This window comes from Streptomyces sp. ACA25 (assembly GCF_028200735.1).
In the GTDB taxonomy this organism is placed as follows: domain Bacteria; phylum Actinomycetota; class Actinomycetes; order Streptomycetales; family Streptomycetaceae; genus Streptomyces.
On the sequence record NZ_JAQKPV010000007.1, the window covers coordinates 82,139 to 98,250 of the forward strand.

Here is a 16,112-nt window from a genome sequence, read left to right on the forward strand (position 1 = left end):
GCGGCTCCGGTCCGGCCGGCGGGGCAGAAGGGTCAGGCGGGAGGGCCGGTGGACTCGCGGACCACGAGACCGGTCTCCAGGATGGCCTGCGCGGCGGTCCGGCCGCCTCCGGCGTCGACAGCCTGCAGCAGCAGGTCGACCGCGGTCCGTCCCGCGGCCGGGGTGGGCATGGTGATCGTGGTGAGCTTGGGGCGGTTCAGCCGCCCCGCAACGGTGTCGTCCACGCCGACCACGCTGACGTCCCGCGGCACCTCGATCCCCCGTTCGCCCAGGCCCTCGATGACACCGATGGCGACCAGGTCGTTGTACGCGATGACCCCGGTGGCCGCACTGGCGCTGACCTCGGCCGCCGCGTCGAGGCCGCCGCCCTCGGTCGGCGCGTTCGGGCCGGTGATCTCGAGCCCCACCCCGCAGCGGCCGGCGGCCTCCACCGCGGCCTTCTTCATCTGCTCGCTGGTCCAGGAAGCACGCGGACCGCCCAGCAGAACCAGCCGGCGGTGGCCGAGCCCGGCCAGGTGCTCGACGGCCAGCGCGGTGCCGTGACCGATGTCCATCAGCACCGCCGAAAGCCCTCGCACCCGGCGGTTCACCACGACGAAGGGCAGCTCCAGACCCATCCGTTCGATCGCCTGGTTGGTCAGCCGCGGACTGACCAGAACCACTCCGTCCACCTGCTTGGTGAGAGTCTGGATCAACTCCTCCTCCGCCTGCGGGTCCTCGTCCGTGTCGGCGACGAAGACGTGGTACTCCCGCTCCCGGGCATAGGCCTGGGCCGCCTTGATCAGTGGCGGGAAGAACGGGTTGGCGATGTCGGAGACGATGAGTCCGATGTTGTGCGTCCGCCCGGTGGTGAGCGCCCGGGCGGCCTGGTTCGGCCGGTAGCCCATCTCGGTCGCGGCAGCGAGCACCCGCTCCCGGGTCTCGTTGTTGACCAGGTGCGGGGCGGAGAACGTCCGCGACACCGTGGACACATGGACCCCGGTGGCCCGCGCCACCTCCCGGATGGTTACGGCCACTGTGTGGACTCCTCCCCCGCTTCCCGCTCCACCGCGAACCGGTAGACCGTGGTCGACACGTACTCCTCACCCGGGCGCAGCACCGTCGTGGGGAACTCCGGCCGGTTCGGTGAGTCGGGGAAGTGCTGGGTCTCCAGACACAGGCCGGCTCCCTCCCCGTACTCGGCGTCCTTGAGCATATTCCCGGAGTAGAACTGCACACCCGGCTCGGTGGTGAGAACCTGCATGGTCCGGCCGGAACCCGCTTCCCGGACCCGGCCGACCGGCCGCAGCGCGCCGGCGGGCGAGTCGAAGACGAAGCAGTGGTCGTAGCCGCCCGCCGTCCTCAACTGCTCGTGGTCCTCGCCGATGCGCTCCCCGACGGTGCGGGGGGTGCGGAAGTCGAAGGGGGTGCCTGCCGTGGGCGCGAGCTCTCCGGTGGGCAGCAGCCGCGAGTCGACCGGGAGGTAGTGGCCGGCGTCGAGGGTCAGTTCGTGCCCGTGGATGTCACCGCCGCCCGCCAGGTTGAAGTAGGCGTGGTTGGTGAGGTTGACGTGGGTGGGCGCGTCGGTGGTCGCGTGGTAGTCGATGCGCAGCTCACTGCCTTCGGCCGAGCCGGACACCGTGTAGGTCACCCGGGCCCGCAGGGTCCCGGGGTAGCCCTGCTCGCCGTCCGGGCTGAGGTGGGTCAGCGTCAGCCGGTCGGAGGCCGCTTCCGTCACCTCCCAGACCCGCTTGTCGAAGCCGTGCTCCCCGCCGTGCAGGCTGTTCGTTCCCTGATTGGCGGGCAGCCGGTACTCCCGGCCGTCCAGGGTGAAGCGGGCGTTGCCGATCCGGTTCCCGAACCGGCCGACCACCGCGCCGAAGTACCTGCTCCGGGTGGCGTAGTCGGCCATGGAGTCGAAGCCCAGGGTGATGTCGGCGCTGTGGCCCCTGCGGTCGGGGACCTCCAGGGACTGGATCACACAGCCGTAATCGAGCACCCGTGCCCGGATGCCGGGGGCGGTCAGGACATGGCGTCCGATCGGGGCGCCGTCCGTGCTGAAGCCGAAGTCGTCTCTCACGGCAGTCACCCTAACCTGCAACCGGTTGTTAAAAGTACGTGTCGCCCCTATTGACGTTTCATTCTTCCTGCGCCACGGTTCTGCAACCGCTTGTAGTCGTGAGGGGAGATCCATGAAGGTGCTCGTAACCGGCAGCGCAGGACGCTTCGGGAGAAGCGTCGTGACCGCGCTGGTATCGGCAGGCCACGAGGTGACCGGAGTGGACCTGTCCCCCGGTGACCCCGGGGCCTGCGCCGCGGTGCTGCCGGCCGATCTGGCGGACGCGGGGCAGGCATTCGAGGTGATGGCACGATTCCGCCCGCAGGCCGTCATCCACCTGGCCGCCATCGCCACCCCGTTCGGCCGCACCGACGGACTCACCTACCGGGTGAACACCCAGGCCGCGTTCAACGTCTGCCAGGCCGCGACGCACAGCGGGGTGCAGCGGCTCGTGGTGGCCAGCAGCCCGACGGTGATCGGCTACGGGGCGCCGGGCGGATGGGCTCCGGACTATCTCCCGCTGGACGAGGACCACCCGGTGCGCCCGTGGAACGCCTACAGCCTGTCCAAGGCCGCGGCCGAACAGACCATGCGGACCTTCGCCCGGGCCGCCGGTGACCGGGTACGGTTCGCGGCGGTCCGGCCGTGCTTCGTGGTGGCCCCCGAGGAGTGGGCCGGCGCGCCCACGCAGACCGGGCACACCATCTCCGACCGGCTGAACGACCCCGCCCTGTCCGGCCAGGCGCTCTTCAACTACCTGGACGCCCGGGACGGCGGCGAGATGGTGGAGCGGCTGCTGGACGCGCTGCCGGAGATCCCGAACGGCGAGGTCTTCTTCGCCGGCGCGGCCGACGCCCTGGCCCGGGAGCCCCTGGCCGGCCTGCTGCCGCGTTTCCACCCCGGCACGGCCGCCGCGGCAGCCGCCCTCACCGGCGCCGACCCCGCCTTCTCCACCGCCAAGGCCGAGCGGCTGCTCGGCTGGCGGGCCAAGCGCAGCTGGCGCACCGAACTTGTCGACCTGACCTGATGGGGGATCCCTTGAAGCTCACCGGAGTACTTTTCTTCCCCGTCACGCCCTACGACAGCCACGGCGACGTGGCGCCCGGCGTGCTCGCGGAGCACCTCGCCACCGGGCTCGAGCACGGCCCCGGCGGCGTCTTCGCCGCCTGCGGCACCGGCGAGATCAGCGCCCTGTCCGAGGACGAGCAGGCCCTGGTGGTGCGCACCGCCGTGCAGGAGACGGGCGGCCGGGTCCCGGTCATCGCGGGGGCCGGCGGTCCGCTGGGAAGCGCGCTGGCGCACGCCCGGCGGGCGGCCGAGGCCGGCGCCGACGGCGTCCTGCTCCTGCCGCCCTACCTGACGCAGGGCACCGCCGCCGGCCTGCGGGCGTACGTGCGGGCCGTCGCGGAAGTCGGTCTGCCGGTCATCCTGTATCAGCGCGGTCCGGTGGTGCTGGAGCCGGCGGACGCGGTGGCTCTTGCCGCTGTCCCGGGTGTGACCGGGTTCAAGGACGGGCTGGGCGACATCGACCGCATGCAGCGGATCATGTGCGCGCTCCGTGCGGCGGGAGCAGAGCTCACCTTCTTCAACGGGCTGCCCACGGCCGAGCTGACCATGCCGGCGTACCGCGGCATCGGGGTGGACCTCTACTCCTCGGCGGCCTTCTGCTTCGTCCCCGAGGTGGCGCAAGCCTTCCACGCCGCGCTCACCGACAACCCCGCACTGGTGCAGCGGCTGCTCGCGGACTTCTACGCCCCGCTGGTGGAGCTGCGCAACCAGGCGCCCGGTTACGCCGTGTCGCTGGTGAAGGAAGGTGTGCGGCAGCGCGGCCTGGACGTCGGCCCGGCGCGGGCTCCGCTCACCCCGCCCAGCGCGGAGCACCGTGCCGAGCTTTCCCGGATCATCGAGGCCGGCCTGTCCCTGGTGCCGGCGTCATGACGGCCGGAACGCTCACCGGTGGCCGGCCGGCCACTGCGGCCCTGGGCACCGTCGCCGATGTCACCGCGGTCGCGTACCGGGTGCCGCTGCCCCGTCCGTGGGGCCCGGACGTCCCGGCCCACCACATCGTCGTCGCCGAGATCACGCTCGAGGACGGGCGTACCGGGACCGGCTTCACGTGGACACCGAAGGTCGGGGCGGGCGCGGTGCACGCGCTGCTCACGCAGGACTGCCGCGAGGCGGTGACCGGGCTGCCCGCGCACCCGGAGACCGTCTGGGACGCCCTCTGGCTGCATCTGCACGAGGCCGGCGCGGGCGGTGTCACCACCCTCGCGATGGCGGCCGTCGACACCGCCCTGTGGGACCTGAGGGCGCGGGCGGCCGGGCACGGCCTGGCCGACGAACTGGGCCGGCGGCGCTCATCGGTGCCGGTGTACGGAAGCGGCGTGAACCTGCACTACTCGCTGGCCGAGCTCACCGCCCAGGCCCGCCGCTGGGCCGGCCGCGGCTACCCGGCGGTCAAGGTGAAGGTCGGCAGCGACGACCTGGCGCGCGATGTCGAGCGGATCGCAGCCGTGCGCGAGGTCATCGGCCCGGACACGAAGCTGATGATCGACGCCAACCAGCGATGGGATCTCTTCCGCGCCCGGGAGGCCCTCACCGCACTGGCGCCGTTCGGGCTGCTCTGGGTCGAGGAGCCGCTTCCCGCGGACGATCTGTCCGCGCACGTCCGGCTCCGCCGGGACACCGGCGTGCCGCTCGCGGTGGGCGAGAACATCCGCACCGTGCGCGGTTTCCGGGACCTGCTCACCTCCCAGGCGTGTGACGTCCTGCAGCCGAACGTGGCGCGGGTCGGGGGCATCACCCCGCTGCGGCGGATCGCCGAGCTCGCCCGGACCTTCGACGTGCCGGTGTACCCGCACCTGCTCCCGGACCTGTCCGGACAGCTGGCCTGCACGCTGCCCCTGCCGACCATGGTGGAGGACGTGGAGGACGCCTCGTTCGCGGAGCTGGGAGTGCTCCACGAGCCCTTCCCGGTGGTGATCGACGGCTGCGAGCTACGGCTCACCGGCCGGCCCGGCCACGGCCTCCGGTTCGCCACCGAGCACCTGCGGGAGGTGGCCCGGTGAGGATCGTACTGGCCGGAGCACACGGCTTCGGACGCACCTATCTGGGGGTTCTGCGCGAGGCCGCGGAGGACGGCCGGGCCGAGCTCGCCGGCATCTGCGACCTGCGGCCGGTCCCCGCCGGCGCACTGGAGGGGCTCGGCAGCCCCGCCCAGTCCGGCGACCTCGCCGGCCTGGTGAAGCAGACCGCGGCGGACGTGGTGATCGTCGCCACGCCCATCCACACCCATGTGCCGCTCGCCCTGACCGCGCTGCGAGCCGGCGCGCACCTGCTCCTGGAGAAGCCGCCGGCTCCCTCTCTCGCGGAGTTCGACCGGCTGCTCGCCGCGACTCGCGAGCACGGCGCCCTCTGCCAGGTCGGGTTCCAGAGTCTGGGCTCCGCTGCCCCCCGGGCGGTCCGGCGGATGATCACCGACGGGCTGATCGGCGCGGTCCGCGGCATCGGGGCGGCCGGCGCGTGGTCACGCGACACCTCCTACTACCGCCGGGCCAGCTGGGCCGGCCGCCGCCGTCTGGACGGGACGGATGTGGTGGACGGGGCGCTGACCAACCCCTTCGCCCATGCGGTGGCCACCGTGCTGGCGCTCGACGGGGGAGAGATCACCTCGATCGAGACCGAGCTGTTCCACGCCTTCGACATCGAGGCCGACGACACCTCCTGTCTGCGGGTCCGCACCAGCGGCGGTCTGGCGGACGGGGCCCCGCTCACCGTTGCCGTCACACTGGCCGCCCCCGAGCAGCGCCCGCCGGTCATCACGGTGCACGGCGAGCGCGGCCGGATCAGCCTCTGGTACACGCTCGACCAGGTCCGGCTGGAACGGGCCGGGGAGCCGTCGGTGACCACCACCTACGAGCGGACCGGTCTGCTGGCCGACCTCCTTGCCCGGCTGGAGCCGGGCGGGGAGAGCGGGGGCGGGCTCCTGGTGCCGCTGTCCGCCACCCGACCGTTCACACAGGTGCTGGAGGCCGTGCGCACGGCGGAGGACCCGCTGCCCCTGCGGGCCGAGGAGCACCCCGCGCAGGACCCGTCGACCGGGGCAGTGCGCAGAGTCGTCCCCGGCATCACCGATCTCGTCACCGCCTCCGCGGAGCGGCTGGCGCTGTTCTCCGAGCTGCCGCAGTTCTCCGGACCCGCCGGGAGGCACGTATGACCGATACCCAGGTGCGTCCGAAGCGGCCGCACACTTCCGCCCCGCCGGCGGCGCGGACGGCCTCCCCGGTGTCACCGCGCAAACGGCACCGCAAGGAGGCCTGGACCGCGGCGCTGTTCCTGGCTCCGTGGTTCATCGGGCTGATTGCCATCACCGCCGGACCGCTGCTGACCTCGCTCTACCTGTCCTTCACCGACTACAGCCTCATCGGTGACTCGGAGTGGGTGGGCCTGGACAACTACACCCGGATGTTCACCGAGGACCCCCGCTTCTGGAAGGCGCTGTCGAACACCGCGATCTACGTGTTCGTCTCGGTGCCGCTTCAGCTGACGTTCGCCCTGGCCCTGGCCCTGATCCTGGACCGCGGGGTGAGCGGGCTGCCGATCTACCGCTCGATCTACTACCTGCCCTCGCTGCTGGGCAGCAGTGTCGCCATCGCCATCCTGTGGCGGAAGGTGTTCGGCGCCGACGGGCTGTTCAACGAGTTCCTCGGCGTCTTCGGTATCGAGGGCACCAGCTGGGTGGCCGACCCCAGCACCGCGCTCGGCACGCTGATCGTGCTGAACGTATGGACCTTCGGCTCCCCCATGGTCATCTTTCTCGCCGGGCTGCGCCAGATACCGCGCAACTACTACGAGGCTGCCTCCATCGACGGGGCCGGAAAAACCCGGCAGTTCGTCTCCATCACCCTGCCGCTGCTGACTCCCATCATCTTCTTCAACCTGATCCTGCAGCTGATCAACGCCTTCCAGTCCTTCACTCAGGCATACGTGGTGAGCGGCGGCGACGGCAGCCCGGCGGATTCCACGCTCTTCTACACGATGTACGTCTACACCAAGGGGTTCGGCCCGACGATGGAGATGGGATATGCGTCGGCCATGGCCTGGATTCTCGTGCTCATCATCGCGGCCCTGACCGCGGTCAACTTCTTCATGTCGAAGTATTGGGTGTTCTACAGTGACAAATGACACCGGGATGAACGACACGCTGCTCTCCAGGTCCCTGGCCGCCGTCCGCGGACAGCGCATTCTCACTCACATCTGCCTGATCCTCTTCGGGCTCGTCATGCTCTACCCACTGCTGTGGATGATCTCCAGTGCGTTGAAGCCGGAGGAGCTGATCTTCCGCGAGCAGGGCCTCATCCCGACCAGCATCACGTTCGAGAACTTCGGGAACGGCTGGAACGCCCTGCGGCATCCGTTCGGCCACTACTTCCTCAACTCGGCCATCATCACCGCCGGCGCGGTGGTCGGAAACCTGGTGGCCTGCTCGCTGGCCGCGTACGCCTTCGCCCGGCTGGAGTTCCCCTTCAAGCGGCTGTGTTTCGCGATCATGCTGGGCTCGATCATGCTGCCGCTGCACGTGGTGATCGTCCCCCAGTACATCCTGTTCTCGGAGCTCGGCTGGATCAACACCTTCTATCCACTGATCGTGCCGAAGTTCCTTGCCACCGACGCCTTCTTCATCTTTCTGATGGTGCAGTTCATCCGCACCCTTCCCAGAGACCTGGACGAGGCCGCGGTCATCGACGGGGCCGGCCACTGGCGCATCTTCAGCAGGATCATCATGCCGCTTTCGATGCCCGCGCTGGCCACCACCGCCATCTTCACCTTCATCTGGACGTGGAACGACTTCCTCAGCCAGCTGATCTTCCTGACAAACCCCGACATGCACACCGTTCCCGTCGCACTGCGGACGTTCCTGGACTCCACCGGAGATTCTTCCTGGGGACCGATGTTCGCGATATCGGTACTGTCTCTCGGGCCCATATTCGGGTTCTTCCTCGCAGGCCAGAAGTACCTGACGCGTGGTATTGCCACCACCGGCCTGAAATAACCGGACGGATTCAAAGGAGAGTTCTGTGTCCCAACGCAAACTGAGAGTGTGGCCGGCCCTGCTGGTGACCGGCGCTCTGACCTTCACCGCCGCGTGTGCCGGTGACGACAGCGGTTCCGGCGACAACGGTCAGGTGTCCATCCGGTTCGCCTGGTGGGGCGACGACTCGCGCCACCGGCTGACCGAGGAGGCCATCGCGGTGTTCGAGGAGAAGAACCCGGACATCCGGGTCGAGCCGTCCTTCTCCGCCTGGGATTCCTACTACGACCAGATCAGCACCCAGATCGCGGGCAGCGATGCCCCGGACGTGTTCGCCATCGAAATCCGGCGGCTCGGTGAATTCGCCGGCCGCGGGACGCTGGCCGACCTGGACGGCCTGGTGGACACCGGAGACCTGAACGCCCAGCTGCTGCCGTCCGGCAACATTGACGGGGTGCAGTACGCCATTCCCACCGGCGCCAACGCCTTCACCCTGATGGCCAACACCGCAGTCTTCGAGCAGGCGGGAGTCGACATACCCGACGACACCTCCTGGACCTGGGACGACTACCACCGGATCAGTGCCGAGATCACCGAGGCGACCGGTAACGGCACCTACGGGACCCAGCTCAACTTCAACGACGCCTACCTGCGGATTTTCGCCGATCAGCGGGGCGAGGCCTTCTACACCGAGGACGCGATCGGTATCTCCGCGGAGACCATCAGCGACTGGTTCGACACCCATCTGGAGCTGATCGACACGGCCGGCTCCCCCGATGCCGCGCTGAGCACCGAGATCGGCTCGACCGGGGTGGAGACTTCCCTGGTGGCCACCAACAGCGGCGCGATGGGCATGTGGTGGAGCAACCAGCTCGCCGCGGTCACCAGTGGTTCCGGCGAGGACATCGAGCTGCTGCGGATGCCCAGGGAGCCCGGAGCCGCAAGCAGCGGGATGTTCCTGCAGCCGACCATGTTCTGGACTGCCAGCGAGACGAGCAGCGAGAAGGAGGCCGCGGGCAAGCTGATCGACTTCCTGGCCAACGACCCGGAGGCCGGAGCCATCCTGGGAAGTGACCGCGGGCTGCCGATGAACGAGTCGGTGCTGGAGCAGATCCGGGACGATCTCCCGGAGACCGACCTCGCCTCCCTGGAGTTCATCGACGCGGCCGCCGACGACATCTCCGACCCGCCCGGCGCGTACCCCGACGGTGCCGGTGAGGTCCCCAACATGCTGCAGCGTTACGGAGAGCAGGTCATCTTCGGGCAGCTGACCTCGCAGGAGGCCGCCGAGCAGTTCCTCACCGAGGCGAACTCCACCCTCGGCTGACCGCCCCGCCCGACCACTGCCCGGTGGTGCGGCCGTCCCCGGCGGCCGCACCACCGGTTTCCCCGTGCACCCACCGGAAAGGCCCTCTGTGACCCGCCGCTACGCCTTCGTCGGTCTCGGCCACCGCGCGCAGATGTATGTCGACGCGCTGCTCGGTGACTGGAGCGACACCGGCGAGATCTCCGCACTGTGCGACACCAACCGGACCAGGATGGACTACTACAACGAGCGGATCACCGCGGCCGGCCGCGCCCCCGTGCCCTGTTACCCGGCCGGGGCGTTCACCGACATGCTGGAGGACGCCGACACGGTGATCGTCACCAGCGTCGACGCCACCCACGCCCGGTACGTGTGCGCAGCGCTGGACGCCGGGCGGGACGTCGTGGTGGAGAAGCCGCTGACCACGGACGCCGAGGGCTGCGCGCAGATCGCGGCAGCTGCCGAGCGCAGCACGGGCCGGCTGGTGGTGACGTTCAACTACCGCTACTCCCCGCGGAACTCCGCGGTGCGCCGGCTGATCGCCGAGGGCGCCGTCGGGGAGGTGACCTCGGTGCACTTCGACTGGGCGCTGGACACCATCCACGGCGCCGACTACTTCCGGCGGTGGCACCGCGACCGGGCCTCCTCCGGGGGCCTCCTGGTGCACAAGGCGAGCCACCACTTCGACCTGGTCAACTGGTGGCTGGACGCCCGGCCGGAACTCGTCTTCGCCCAGACCGACCTGCGGTTCTACGGCAGCGAGAACGCCGCCGGCCGGCAGCTGGGCCCGCGCCCGGCACGCGGTCAGGGATCCCCCGGTCTGGGCACCGATCCCTTCATCCTCGACATCTCGGCCGACGACCGGCTGAAGCGGCTCTACCTCGACGCCGAGCACGAGGACGGCTACGTCCGCGACCAGGATGTGTTCGGTGCGGGCGTCACCATCGACGACACGATGGCGGTGCTGGTGCGGTACGACAATCGGGCGCTGCTGACGTACTCACTCACCGCACATGCCCCCTACGAGGGGTACCGGGTCGTCGTCAACGGCACCGGCGGACGGCTGGAGCTGGAAGTCTGCGAGCGGGCCTGGACACCACCGCATGCCGCGATCGACCCCGGTGCCGCGAGCAAGGAGCAGGCAACCGGATCCTGGGAGCGGCTGACCGTGCACCGCCACTGGCAGGAGGCGGAGAAGGTGCCCGTCGAGCAGGGCGCGGGCGGTCACGGCGGCGGGGACCGGCTGCTGCTGGACGATGTCTTCCGCGGTCCGTCCGACGATCCGCTGGCGCGGCAGGCCGGCTACCGGGACGGCATCCGCAGCGTTCTCATCGGGGCCGCGGGCAACGAATCGGCCCGCACCGGGCTGCCGGTGCGGCTGATGGACGGCGGCACCCGCCGGGTTACCTCTTAGCAACCGCTTGCAGCATTCGGGGTCCGATACGGAGCGGCCCGGCCCGGTCGAATCCTCGCGGATCCGTGCCGGGCCGGGCTTTTCCGTGCGGTTCCGGACGAGTGCTCCGGAGCGCCGGCAAGGAGTTCCGGCGGGGGATTCCGTCAGGGGTTGATGTCGATCACGCCGACCCCGGAGTACTGCTCGACCCGGGACCTGGCGACCTCCGGGCTGTCCACCTGGTAGGAGTACGGGGGCGTGAAGCTCGTGGTGGACGACAGATGCTCGTGCGGAGAGTTCTGGTAGGTGTTGTTCTGTAGATTCCAGTAGCCGGTCTGCGAGCTTCCGTAGAACCAGCCGACCGGGCCTTCCGGATAACCGGCATGCGTGTCCGTCTCGCCGCTTCCGACGTTCAGGAAGTAGTTCCCCTCCACCATCACGCGGGCACCCATTCGGGCGTTGACGGCCGAACCGGTGACATCCTGGAACAGGTTGTTCATCATGTGCACATCGGCGTACCGGATGAGCGGAATCCGTGAGTTCACATTCCGGAACCAGTTGTGGTGGTAGGTCACCCTGTCCGGCTTGAGGCTTTCGTTGTCGGTGTGCCCCAGCAGCATCGTCTTCCAGTGATCGTGGAAGTAGTTCCAGGACACGGTGACGTATTCGGCGTTGCGCTTGATGTCGACGAGGCCGTCGTAGTAGTCCTTGTTGGGGGCGTTCTCCCGCTCGCTGTAGAACTCGTTGTGGTCGATCCACACGTTGTGGCTGTTGTTGGTCACCTCGATCGCGGTGCCCTCACCCTGCCGGACGTGGTGGATCTCCAGGTTCCGGAAGACGATGTTGTCCGCCCGGGACACGGTGAAGCCGATGCCCTCGATCTCGCCGCCGTTGCCGGTGCCGAGGACGGACACGTGGGAGACGTCCTTCACGTCGAACTTGCTGCGGCTGAAGGTCGCCTCGCTGACCTTGGTGTCGACGTAGATGACCAGGCCCTCACCGGGTTTGCGGATGTGCTCGTAGAGCAGGTCGTACATGGCGTCGGCCGGGTTGCTGAACTCGCTCAGCCGGTACACGTTGACCGGGCTGCCGCCGAATCCGCCGGTGGTGCCGCCGTTCATGGCGGCGTAGCCTAGCGGGGAGTCACCGGTCGGCGGGTCGACGCTCCCCGGGTCGTCGCCGTCACCCGGGTCCGACGGGTCCGCACCGCCGCCTCCGGGCAGTTGCACCGAGACGGCCCGGAAGTCCGCGGTGGCGTTGAAGGTCTTCAGACCGATACGGCCGGACCCGAACTCACCGTCCGTGGCGGTCAGCAGCTCCTGGCCGTTGACGGACCCGGTGATACGGTTCCCGGTCATCTCCAGCCGCAGGTCGTAGTCGGATCCGTGCCGCACACCGAACGCGGTGGAGGCGAGTTCGGTCCGGGAACCGTCGACCAGCTTGTTGATCTCGAACGTCCCGTTGTTGCGCAGCGCAAGGTAGTAGTAACTCTCATCTCCCTGGACCCGGCCCAGGAGTGCGGAGAAACTGCTGCCGGTTCCGGACTGCGGCCGTACGCTGGCTTCGACCACCGCGTCGGTCCAGTCACTGTCGCCGGCGAACGCACGCGCGTTGCGGTCGCCGACGGACTGCTGATACGCCGGGCCGGATATGACGTTCCAGCTCCCGCCGTGCGTCGTCCAGGATCCGGCACCCCCGGAGAAATCGTCACTGAAGGCGGTTTCCGATGCCTGCACGGACTGCGGGTATGCCACCCAAAGTCCCAGCACCAAGGCGAATGCACTGACCAGAGCAGCACCCAGACGGGTGACGGATTTGCGCTTTCTTAGCATGGGAGTCGTCCTCTCCAGAGGGAAATAACGGACGGAAGAAGGACCGGCACACCTCACCTCCTGGCTGTGAGCCACTGACGGCAATCGGTTGCAGCATCATCGTCGTTGCGTGACGTTTACATGTCAAGGAGCGGAACGCAGGCGTCCGCCGCCCCCGGTCACTGACCGGGCGGATGACGCCCGTAGACTCGCCGCATGCACAGGGAAGCGGCCGTGGAGATCACCGGGCTGGTGAAACGGTACGGCCGCACCACCGCGGTGAACGGTCTGGACCTGACTGTCGGCCGGGGCACAGTCACGGCGGTGCTCGGACCCAACGGTGCGGGCAAGACGACCACCGTCGAAGCGTGCGAGGGCTACCGGCGCCCGGACGCCGGCCGGGTGCGGGTACTCGGGCTCGACCCGGTGGTCCAGGGCGGCGAGCTGCGCCGCCGGATCGGCGTGATGCTGCAGAGCGGCGGGATCTACCCCGGGGCCCGGGCCGCCGAGATGCTCGGTCACCTGGCGAAGCTGTACGCCCACCCGCTGGACACCACGGCCCTCAGCGAGCGGCTCGGGCTCGGCTCCTGCGGCCGCACTCCCTACCGCCGGCTGTCCGGCGGTCAGCAGCAGCGCCTCGCACTCGCACTCGCCGTCGTGGGCCGCCCCGAGCTGGTGTTCCTCGACGAGCCGACCGCGGGCCTGGACCCGCAGGCCCGGCGGGCCGCCTGGGACCTGATCCGGGAGCTCCGCGCGGACGGCGTCACCGTGGTGCTGACCACGCATTTCATGGATGAGGCCGAGGAGCTGGCCGACGAGGTCGCGGTGATCGACGCCGGCCGGGTCGTTGCCCAGGGCACCCCCGAGGAGCTGTGCCGCGGAGGTGAGGACAGCCTGCAGTTCACCGGCAGGGCAGATCTCGATCTCAGCCGGCTCCGTGCCTCGCTCCCCGCGGGCAGCGAGGTGACCGAGACCTCGCCCGGCGTGTACCGGGTCACCGGGGACGTCGGCCCGCGGATGCTGGCCTGCGTCACCGCCTGGTGTGCCCAGTACAGCGTCATGCCGGACCGGATCACCACCCGGCGGCACACCCTCGAGGACGTCTTCCTCGACCTGACCGGCAAGGAGCTCCGGCCGTGAGCAGCAGTCAGGGAACGCACCGGCCGCGGCCCGGAGCAGCACCGCTCCCCCGCATGATCGCGGCACAGGCCCTGCTGGAGACCCGGATGCTGCTCCGGCACGGCGAGCAGCTGCTGCTGACGGCCGTCATCCCGACCCTGCTGCTCGTGGTCTTCAGCACGGTCGACCTCATTGATACGGGGAACGCCGCCGGGGACGGTGAGCGGGTGGACTTCCTCACCCCCGGAATCCTGGCCCTGGCCGTGCTGTCCACCGCGTTCACCGGGCAGGCCATCGCCACCGGCTTCGAGCGCCGCTACGGGGTGCTGAAACGGCTCGGTGCCTCGCCGCTGCCACGCTGGGCCCTGCTCACCGGGAAGTCCTGCGCCGTACTGGTCACCGTGGTGCTCCAGACCCTGCTGCTGACGGTGGTGGCGCTGGCACTGGGCTGGTCCCCGCAGGGCAGCCCGGCGACCGCCGCCCTGCTGATGCTGCTGGGCACCGCGGCCTTCTCCGGGCTGGGCCTGCTCATGGCGGGCACGCTGCGCGCGGAGGCGACGCTCGCAGCCGCCAACCTGGTGTTCCTGCTGCTGCTGCTCGGCGGCGGCGTGATCATCCCGCTGGAGAATTTCCCCGATCCGGTCCGGGCCGTCCTGGAGCTGCTGCCGATGGCGGCGCTCTCGGAGGGGCTGCGGGAGGTGCTGCAGCACGGTGCCGGGCTCCCCTGGGGCAGCGTCGCGGTGCTGGTCGCGTGGGCCGCGGCCGGCCTCACCGCGGCCGCCCGCTTCTTCCGCTGGGAGTAATGCCGGCCGTAGGACCGGGTGTCCCCCTGTGCGGGCACACCCTGGCGCCCGCCTACCATGGCGGGGTGCCGAAACTGCTCGAAGCCGCGCGAAACCCGCTCGCTCACGTCGCCCAGCGCTGGACCCCGGATCCGCGGACGGTGCAGCGTGCCGCGCTCACCGCACTGGTGATGAGTCTCGTCATCGTGGTGACCGGCGGTGCGGTCCGGCTCACCGGCTCCGGTCTCGGATGCGACACCTGGCCCAAGTGCACGGGCGACAGCCTGGTGGTCACCTCCGAGATGGGCGTGCACGGGGTCATCGAGTTCGGCAACCGGATGCTCACCTATGTGCTGTGCGCCGCCGTCGGCTGGGTCATCGTCGCCGCCCGGTCGGCAAGACCGGGCCGTCCCGGACTGACCCGGCTGGCCTGGGCGCAGTTCTGGATCGTCATGGGCAACGCGGTACTCGGCGGGATCACCGTGCTCACCGGCCTCAACCCGTACATCGTCGCCGCTCATTTCCTGCTTGCCACCACGCTGATCACGGTCGCGGCAGTGACCTGGCAGCGCAGCCGCGAGGGCGACTCACCGCCGCGGCCACTGGCCGGCGTGCCGGTCCGCAGAGCGGTGGCCGCGCTGGCCGTGGTGAACGCGGCGCTGATCGTGGCCGGCACCGCGGTGACCGGCACCGGCCCGCATGCCGGAGACCCCGGCGAGATCGCCCGGATGCCGTTCGACTGGGAACGCATCAGCCAGGTGCACGCCGCGCTGGCCTGGATGGCCGTCCTGGGAACCCTGGCGGTATGGGCGCTGCTGCGGCTGGTCGACGCCCCCCGGGGGCCGCGGGCCCGCACCCGGGACCTCTTCCTGCTGCTGATGTCCCAGGGCGTGATCGGCTACGCGCAGTACTTCCTTCAGGTGCCGGAGGTGCTGGTCGGCCTGCACATGCTGGGCTCGGTGCTGGTGTGGGTCGCGATGGTGCGGCTGCTGCTGTCGTTGCGCGGGCGCGGACCGGTTCCGGGGACGGAGGACACCGGGCCGCCCGCGGGCGCGGACCCGGAGCCCGCGGCAGGCCGACCGGACCGGGCCTCGCTGGTCGGCTCGTCCCGGCCGTAACCCGGCGGGCCACGGCCGGCCCGGGCCCCGGAGCACCCCCTGCCGTGCCGAGGGCTTGGCGCGCCCCGCCCGGAGAGGTGCGTGCCCCGGCCCCGGCCCCCTGACCACCCTCAGGTGTTGCTGGGGCCGCCCACCTGGATCCCGGCCATGCGGGACCACTCGTAGGGCCCGGTGCGCACCCGTGCCGCCAGTTCGCCGTCGAAGGTGTCGTGCAGGGTGACGCCGGCCTGTTCGGCGGCGCTCTCCGCCGCTTCCCGGCGGGCGGCCACCAGGTCGCCCCACTCGCCGTCCGTGCCCACCAGCACCAGGCGGTAGCCCCGGGCGCCGAGATAGGAGAGGTGGCCCTCGGCGCCGCCCCCGTGCGCGGCGGTGAAGGAGCGGATGTGCTTTGTCAGCCGGGCCGTCTCCCGCTGGGCCCCGCGGTCCGCCGGCTGCTGCGTCGTGTCGTCCATCCCCCGATGCTACCGAGAGGTAATCGCGGAGGCCATGGCGCCCGCCGGTTGCCACCCCGGGC

The 16,112-nt window shown here is 70.2% G+C and carries 15 protein-coding genes; 11 read left to right on the plus strand and 4 right to left on the minus strand.

Features of this window, described 5'->3' with window-relative positions; genetic code table 11:
* Positions 1-32: 32 nt before the first annotated feature.
* Positions 33-1,016, minus strand: a complete 984-nt coding sequence (locus PJ985_RS12965) for a LacI family DNA-binding transcriptional regulator (RefSeq protein WP_271683859.1) — start codon at positions 1,014-1,016, stop codon at positions 33-35.
* Positions 1,007-2,059, minus strand: coding sequence for an aldose epimerase family protein (locus PJ985_RS12970; RefSeq protein WP_271683860.1), 1,053 nt, complete (start codon positions 2,057-2,059; stop codon positions 1,007-1,009). Before PJ985_RS12970 ends, PJ985_RS12965 begins: the two co-directional genes overlap by 10 nt.
* A gap of 112 nt (positions 2,060-2,171) precedes the next feature.
* On the opposite strand from PJ985_RS12970, the gene PJ985_RS12975 reads away from it, so the two are divergent.
* The 8 genes from PJ985_RS12975 to PJ985_RS13010 all read left to right on the plus strand — a co-directional run bounded on the left by PJ985_RS12975 (position 2,172) and on the right by PJ985_RS13010 (position 10,789).
* Positions 2,172-3,065, plus strand: a complete 894-nt coding sequence (locus tag PJ985_RS12975; RefSeq protein WP_271683861.1) for an NAD-dependent epimerase/dehydratase family protein — start codon at positions 2,172-2,174, stop codon at positions 3,063-3,065.
* Complete coding sequence (locus PJ985_RS12980; protein WP_271683862.1) at positions 3,065-3,976, plus strand: 5-dehydro-4-deoxyglucarate dehydratase; 912 nt, start codon at positions 3,065-3,067, stop codon at positions 3,974-3,976. Before PJ985_RS12975 ends, PJ985_RS12980 begins: the two co-directional genes overlap by 1 nt.
* Positions 3,973-5,106, plus strand: coding sequence for a mandelate racemase/muconate lactonizing enzyme family protein (locus PJ985_RS12985; RefSeq protein WP_271683863.1), 1,134 nt, complete (start codon positions 3,973-3,975; stop codon positions 5,104-5,106). Before PJ985_RS12980 ends, PJ985_RS12985 begins: the two co-directional genes overlap by 4 nt.
* Entirely contained in the window at positions 5,103-6,254 is a 1,152-nt protein-coding gene (locus PJ985_RS12990) for a Gfo/Idh/MocA family protein (RefSeq protein WP_271683864.1), read from the plus strand. The genes PJ985_RS12985 and PJ985_RS12990 overlap by 4 nt, the downstream gene beginning before the upstream one ends.
* Positions 6,251-7,222, plus strand: coding sequence for a carbohydrate ABC transporter permease (locus PJ985_RS12995; RefSeq protein ID WP_271683865.1), 972 nt, complete (start codon positions 6,251-6,253; stop codon positions 7,220-7,222). Before PJ985_RS12990 ends, PJ985_RS12995 begins: the two co-directional genes overlap by 4 nt.
* Positions 7,223-7,229: 7 nt before the next feature.
* On the plus strand, positions 7,230-8,090 hold the full coding sequence (locus tag PJ985_RS13000; RefSeq protein ID WP_271683866.1) for a carbohydrate ABC transporter permease: 861 nt from the start codon (positions 7,230-7,232) through the stop codon (positions 8,088-8,090).
* A gap of 25 nt (positions 8,091-8,115) precedes the next feature.
* Complete coding sequence (locus tag PJ985_RS13005; protein WP_271683867.1) at positions 8,116-9,396, plus strand: ABC transporter substrate-binding protein; 1,281 nt, start codon at positions 8,116-8,118, stop codon at positions 9,394-9,396.
* A gap of 88 nt (positions 9,397-9,484) precedes the next feature.
* Entirely contained in the window at positions 9,485-10,789 is a 1,305-nt protein-coding gene (locus tag PJ985_RS13010; protein WP_271683868.1) for a Gfo/Idh/MocA family protein, read from the plus strand.
* Between the two features lie 143 nt (positions 10,790-10,932).
* Here the strand turns inward: PJ985_RS13010 and PJ985_RS13015 are convergent, their stop codons facing one another.
* Positions 10,933-12,600 (minus strand): pectate lyase family protein, encoded by a 1,668-nt coding sequence (locus PJ985_RS13015; protein ID WP_271683869.1) that lies wholly within the window; start codon positions 12,598-12,600, stop codon positions 10,933-10,935.
* Positions 12,601-12,795: 195 nt separating this feature from the next.
* Between PJ985_RS13015 and PJ985_RS13020 the strand changes: the two genes are divergently transcribed.
* The 3 genes from PJ985_RS13020 to PJ985_RS13030 all read left to right on the plus strand — a co-directional run bounded on the left by PJ985_RS13020 (position 12,796) and on the right by PJ985_RS13030 (position 15,598).
* On the plus strand, positions 12,796-13,719 hold the full coding sequence (locus PJ985_RS13020; protein ID WP_271683870.1) for an ABC transporter ATP-binding protein: 924 nt from the start codon (positions 12,796-12,798) through the stop codon (positions 13,717-13,719).
* A gap of 53 nt (positions 13,720-13,772) precedes the next feature.
* Positions 13,773-14,501 carry an ABC transporter permease gene (locus tag PJ985_RS13025; RefSeq protein ID WP_271684035.1) on the plus strand — a complete coding sequence of 243 codons (729 nt, stop codon included), beginning with the start codon at positions 13,773-13,775 and terminating at the stop codon, positions 14,499-14,501.
* A 65-nt stretch (positions 14,502-14,566) separates the two neighbouring features.
* The gene (locus PJ985_RS13030; RefSeq protein WP_271683871.1) at positions 14,567-15,598 is read left to right on the plus strand and encodes a COX15/CtaA family protein; all 1,032 of its coding nucleotides are present in this window, start codon (positions 14,567-14,569) and stop codon (positions 15,596-15,598) included.
* 110 nt (positions 15,599-15,708) lie between these two features.
* Here the strand turns inward: PJ985_RS13030 and PJ985_RS13035 are convergent, their stop codons facing one another.
* On the minus strand, positions 15,709-16,050 hold the full coding sequence (locus tag PJ985_RS13035) for a hypothetical protein (RefSeq protein ID WP_271683872.1): 342 nt from the start codon (positions 16,048-16,050) through the stop codon (positions 15,709-15,711).
* Positions 16,051-16,112 lie beyond the last annotated feature (62 nt).